Here is a 4,627-nt window from a genome sequence, read left to right on the forward strand (position 1 = left end):
ATCAAGAAACTGTCCGGCGCCAATCTCGCGCGCAACTGGGCGATGATTCCGCATGTGACCCAGTTCGACGAGGCCGATATCACCGAGATGGAAGCCTTCCGCAAGGGCATGGGCGAAGAGCTGAAGGCCGACGGCGTCAAGCTCACGCCACTGGCTTTCCTGATCAAGGCGGCGGTGGCGGCACTGAAGAAATATCCGGAATTCAACGCCAGCCTCGATGGCGACAATCTGGTGCTCAAGCAGTACTTCCATATCGGTTTTGCCGCCGATACGCCTAACGGCCTAGTGGTGCCGGTGATCAAGGACGCCGACAAGAAGAGTCTGCTCCAGATCGCTCAGGAAAGCGGCCTGCTGGCCAAGAAGGCACGCGACGGCAAGTTGCTGCCGACCGACATGCAGGGCGGCTGCTTCAGCATCTCCAGCTTGGGCGGCATTGGTGGCACCGCATTCACGCCGATTATCAATGCGCCTGAAGTCGCGATCCTTGGCGTGTCCAAGTCCGAGATCAAGCCCAAGTGGAACGGCAAGGAATTCGCGCCGCGCCTGATGCTGCCTTTGAGCCTGTCTTACGATCATCGTGTGATCGACGGCGCTTCCGCCGCACGCTTTACCGCCTATATGGCGCAGGTGCTGGCCGACATCCGTCGCTTGATGCTGTAGGTTTGAAGGGCGGGAACGGGGAAGGGTGATCGGGGAATGGGCTGGCATAGCCATCCCTTCACCGGATGCTCTCCGTTCCGGATTGCGAACTCCAGATAAAGGACAGCGGGACGGGCAAGCGGGCACAGCGGAATGATTTGACTCCCTGTTCCCCATTCCCTTATCCCGCAGTTGAAAAACATGAGCCAAATGATCGAACTGAAAGTCCCGGATATCGGCGGGCATGGTGGCGTGGATGTGATCGACGTCTTGGTCAAGGTTGGCGATAGCGTCGCCATCGACGATAGCCTGATTACGCTGGAAACCGACAAGGCCACCATGGATGTGCCGGCAAGCGAGGCCGGTGTGGTTAGGGAAGTGCTGGTCAAACTTGGCGCCAAAGTATCCGAAGGCGATGTAATTGCACTGATCGAAGCCAGTGGCGTGGCCGCAGCGCCGGCTGCCAAAGTCGATGCGCCGGCTGCCGCTACCGCCGCTTCACCGGCGGCGAGCCATGCCGGCAGCGCCGATATCGAATGCGATATGCTGGTGCTGGGCGGCGGGCCGGGCGGCTATTCTGCCGCCTTCCGTGCGGCTGATCTGGGCATGAAGGTGGTGATGGTCGAGCGTTATGCCACGCTGGGCGGCGTATGCCTGAACGTAGGCTGCATTCCGTCCAAGGCGCTATTGCATGTCGCGGCCGTGATCGAGGAAGCCAGCCACTTCTCCGACACCGGTGTCGCCTTTGGTGCGCCGCAGGTCGACCTGTCCGCGCTGAGAAAGCACAAGGAAAAAGTGGTCGGCAAGCTGACCGGCGGTCTGGCGGTGATGGCCAAGATGCGCAATGTCCAGCTGGTGCGCGGTAACGGCCGTTTTATCGACCCCCATCATATGGAAGTCGAGCTGACTGCCGGCGAAGGCAAGAACCCGACCGGCAGCAAGAGCGTGATCAAGTTCAAGCAGGCGATTATCGCGGCCGGTAGCCAGGCGGTGAAACTGCCGTTCCTGCCGGAAGACCCGCGCATTGTCGACTCGACCGGTGCGCTGGAATTGCGTCAGGTGCCGGGACGCATGCTGGTGATCGGTGGCGGCATTATCGGTCTGGAGATGGCGACGGTGTACTCGTCGCTGGGTTCGCGCATCGACGTGGTCGAAATGGCCGATGGCCTGATGGCCGGCGCCGACAAGGATCTGGTCAAGGTGTGGGAAAAGCGCAATGCGCACCGCTTCGACAAAATCATGCTCAAGACCCGTACCGTCGGTGTGACCTGCCGTCCGGATGGCGTGATGGTGAAGTTCGAAGGTGAGCAGGCACCAGCCGAAGAGCAGAAATACGATCTGGTGCTGGTGGCGGTGGGACGCAGCCCGAACGGCAAGAAGATAGGCGCCGAGAATGCCGGCATTACCATCACCGAACGCGGTTTTATCGAAGTCGACAAGCAGCAGCATACCAATGTGCCGCATATTTTCGCCATCGGCGACATCGTCGGTCAGCCTATGCTGGCGCACAAGGGCGTGCATGAAGGCCATGTGGCCGCCGAAGTCGCCAACGGGCACAAACGTTATTTCGATGCCCGCGTGATTCCGTCGGTCGCCTACACCGAACCTGAAGTGGCTTGGGTCGGCCTGACCGAGCTGGAAGCCAAAGCCCGCGGCATCAAGGTCGGTGTCGGCAAGTTCCCGTGGTCGGCCTCCGGCCGCGCGATTGCCAACGGCTGCGACTACGGCTTTACCAAGCTGATTTTCGACGCCGATACGCATCAGGTGGTGGGTGGTGCGATCGTCGGCCCCAACGCCGGCGACATGATAGGTGAAGTGGCACTGGCTATCGAAATGGGCTGTGACCCGGCCGATATCGGCAAGACCATACACCCGCATCCGACCCTGGGTGAATCGATAGGCATGGCTGCCGAAGCCTTCGAAGGCCATTGCACCGATTTGCCGCCGGTGAAGAAGCGCTAAATCGATAAGGGCGGGAATGGGGCGCGGGGAATGGGGAGTCAACTCCCTATTCCCTATTCCCGCCTTTTGGAGCGCTTAACGGCAGGATGACCAAGCCCCCATTCCCCACCCCTCCCGTGTCCTATACCATAGGCTTATGCGCCGCCTTCTTTTTGCCTTTGTTTTTTCCTGCCTGTGCTCCCCGGCCTGGGCGGCATTGACCTACAAGGTCGATATTGCTGCGCCTGATGCCCTCAAGTCCCTGCTGAACGACAATCTGGAGCTCGTCACGCTGGCGAGCGACCCGGACATGGACGAGGCCACGCTCTCGGCCCTGCTGGGTGAAACCCCCGCCGCCGCCAGGCGCCTGCTGGAAACGGCCGGCTACTTCAATGCCCGGGTCAGTGTCAGCCGGGTGCACGCCGGCCAAGTCGACATCATGGTCGAGCCTGGCGCGCCGGTACGTATCGAGACGCTCAATATCGATTACCGTGGTGCGGCGCAAGGCTCATCCGAACTGGAACGGGTAGAGGCCGGGCTGAAAATAGACTGGCCCTTGCCGGCAGGGGCGGTGTTCGATCAGGACGCCTGGGATGCCGGCAAGAAGCTGGCGGTGCGGCTATTGACGCTGCGCGCCTATCCGCTGGCCAAGCTCGCCGAATCGCGGGCCGAAGTGAATCCGGACAGCGGTCAGGTTGCGCTGAGCATCGTTATCGACAGCGGGCCGCGCATCGAGTTTGGCAAGATCCGCATCGAGGGCCTGCAGCGTTATCCCGAGAGTGTGGTCAAGGGGCAGGCCGATTTTCAGCCCGGCGGACTCTACAGCCTGGAGCAGTTGACGGTTTTCCAGAGTTCGCTGGAAGAAGACCCGCATTTTTCGTCGGCGCTGGTGATTCCGCTGCTGGACGAGATTCGGGACGGGCAGCTGCCTATTCTGGTGCGCGTGGTCGAAGTGCCGCGTCAGAAGGGCGAAATCGGCCTGACCTGGGATAGCGACGAGGGCGTGGGTACCCGCCTAGGCTACGAGCACTACAATATTTTCCGGCGCGGCTATACCGGTTCGGTGTTGCTGAACTGGAAGCAGAGCGAGAGCTCGCTGAGCTTTGGTCTGGCCTTGCCGCGCATGCGTGACGGCTATTCGCACTCGGGTAATGTTTCGCTGAAAAAGAGCACGGTACAGAATGTCGAGCGTGACACGGTAGAGGGCGGTGTCTGGCGGCTGCGCCAGCGCGGTGATATCGAGGCCCGCATCGGGGTCGAGTATGTGCTTGACCGCGAGACGATAGGCGGGGTCGAAGACCGCAATAATCAGGCGGTGTTTGCCACCCTAGGCTGGACCCAGCGCAAGCTGGACGATGCCATGGACCCGCGTAACGGCTATCTCCTGGACGGGCGGCTGTCGTCTACGCTGGGGCGTGCCTTGTCCGAAACGGCATTTGTGCGTGGCCGTGCCCGTGCCGCGCTGTATTGGTCGCCCGGCTGGATGGCCGGTACCTGGCTGGTACGTGGCGATGTAGGCGAAGTCTGGGCACAGCAAACGGCCAATGTGCCGTCGTCGCTGCTGTTTCGCGTGGGCGGGGTCAATAGCGTACGCGGCTTCGAATACGAGAGCCTGGGCGTGGCCGGCCCCAATGGTGCGGTCGAAGGCGGGCGGGTGATGGCCACCGGCTCGCTGGAGTATCTGTTTACCGTGGCGCCGCATTGGCGCGTGAGCCTGTTCCACGATATGGGTCATGCCGCCGCGAGCTGGAAGCAGTTCGAGCTGGCCAGAAGTTTCGGTTTTGGCGTGCGCTGGCTCAGTCCGGTAGCGCCGATTGCCTTTGATATCGCGCGCGGCGACACCGACCAAAAATGGCGCTGGACCATGAGTCTGGGCCTGCCTTTCTGAACGATACCTGATGACAGCAAGCGAAGAGAACTCCCGCCCGGGCGACGGCCAAGGCAGCGAACAACCGGTCCGGCCGCCGCGGCATTGGGGCCGGCGCATCCTTGTGCTCATCTTGCTGATTCTGCTGACCCTTGCCGGCGCGTTGGCCTGGCTCACCGG

3 protein-coding genes are annotated in these 4,627 nt (G+C 61.7%); all 3 read left to right on the plus strand.

Annotated features, from left to right (window positions below; all coding sequences use genetic code 11):
* Nucleotides 1-660 (plus strand): 2-oxo acid dehydrogenase subunit E2 (locus ACRC1E_RS00710; RefSeq protein WP_438513191.1); only part of this gene is annotated, 660 nt, incomplete at its 5' end.
* Nucleotides 661-840: 180 nt separating this feature from the next.
* Nucleotides 841-2,601, plus strand: a complete 1,761-nt coding sequence (gene lpdA, locus ACRC1E_RS00715; protein WP_438513192.1) for a dihydrolipoyl dehydrogenase — start codon at nucleotides 841-843, stop codon at nucleotides 2,599-2,601.
* A 136-nt stretch (nucleotides 2,602-2,737) separates the two neighbouring features.
* The gene (locus ACRC1E_RS00720; protein WP_438513193.1) at nucleotides 2,738-4,468 is read left to right on the plus strand and encodes an autotransporter assembly complex protein TamA; all 1,731 of its coding nucleotides are present in this window, start codon (nucleotides 2,738-2,740) and stop codon (nucleotides 4,466-4,468) included.
* Nucleotides 4,469-4,627: the final 159 nt, after the last annotated feature.

Origin of the sequence: Craterilacuibacter sp. (assembly GCF_051659485.1) — a bacterium.
Lineage (GTDB): Bacteria > Pseudomonadota > Gammaproteobacteria > Burkholderiales > Chromobacteriaceae > Craterilacuibacter.

Coding starts and splice junctions, on each gene's coding strand:
- ACRC1E_RS00720 (WP_438513193.1), top strand. CDS start 2,738: ATGCGCCGCCTTCTTTTTGCCTTTGTTTTTTCCTGCCTGTGCTCCCCG.
- lpdA (WP_438513192.1), top strand. CDS start 841: ATGAGCCAAATGATCGAACTGAAAGTCCCGGATATCGGCGGGCATGGT.